Below are 1,002 nucleotides of genomic sequence, written 5' to 3' on the forward strand. Positions count from 1 at the left end.
CCAAGGATCAAATCGCTCAGGATTTTCTCTGATTTGTTTCATGCGGGATGTCATGCCAACGACCATAAGCCGTCGAATGTATCGGTCGCCCATCTTTGATATGCGTCCCAAGCGCTCTTTTCCGCCTGTCGATTTATTGATTGGCGTTAGCCCCAGCCAGGCCGACAAATCTCTTCCACTTCGGAACTGTTCTCCACTTCCGACGGTCGCCACGATTGCAGATGCGGTGATCGGGCCAATGCCCGGTATCGTCTCAAGTAAAGTTATGCGCGGTTCCGACCTTGCGGCTACTGCCATCCGACGCCCGTACCAATTGACCCGCGCATGAAGAGTCAACACTTGCTCGCTCAGGTCAACAATGACATCACACGCAGCTTGTGGCAGGTCTGGCATATACCCCTCATGGGCACGCTTTGCGAACCGGACTGCATGTCCCACACCTTGAGCGAAGATGATCCCAAACTGTGCCAACAAACCACGCAGCATGTTAATCGTTTGGGTCCTTTGCCGGACAATCAAATCCCGCGCGCGATGAATCGATAGAATAGCTTGTTGCTTAGGTGACTTGACCTCAACGAAGCGCATTGTTGGGCGGGTGACAGCTTCGCAAATCGCCTCTGCATCTGCCGCGTCGGACTTTCCGCGCTTGATGTACGGCTTCACATAAACCGGCGCGATCAGCTTCACGACGTGGCCAAGTTTACTCAGTTCACGTGCCCAATAATGACTGGACCCACACGCCTCCATGCCAATCAGGCAAGGCTCAGGTTTCTGGACAAAGGTAAACATCTGAGCGCGCCGCAAAGAGCGGTTAAATGCAACCGTTCCATCTGCCGTGATCCCGTGATGCCGTGAACCTGAAAGACGTTCTTGGCCAAGTCCAGGCCGATTGTGGTAACTTGCATTGGGTGGCTCCTTTCATAAGCAGTTCATAACAACTGCACTATGGCGCATTGCGACGCCGGGTGAACCAGGAGCCATCCACCCCATCCCGCATAGCGG

General features: G+C 54.1%; 2 protein-coding genes. Both read right to left on the reverse strand.

The window, feature by feature from the left end; translation table 11 throughout:
* Positions 1-789, reverse strand: a 789-nt coding sequence (locus tag ACEWL3_RS20595) for an IS110 family RNA-guided transposase (protein ID WP_435001627.1), incomplete at its 3' end; no start/stop codon positions are given.
* Entirely contained in the window at positions 753-905 is a 153-nt protein-coding gene (locus ACEWL3_RS20600) for a hypothetical protein (protein WP_435001628.1), read from the reverse strand. The genes ACEWL3_RS20595 and ACEWL3_RS20600, both read right to left, overlap by 37 nt.
* Between the last annotated feature and the right edge of the window lie 97 nt (positions 906-1,002).

The organism is Sulfitobacter sediminivivens, assembly GCF_042611115.2.
Lineage (GTDB): Bacteria > Pseudomonadota > Alphaproteobacteria > Rhodobacterales > Rhodobacteraceae > Sulfitobacter > Sulfitobacter sediminivivens.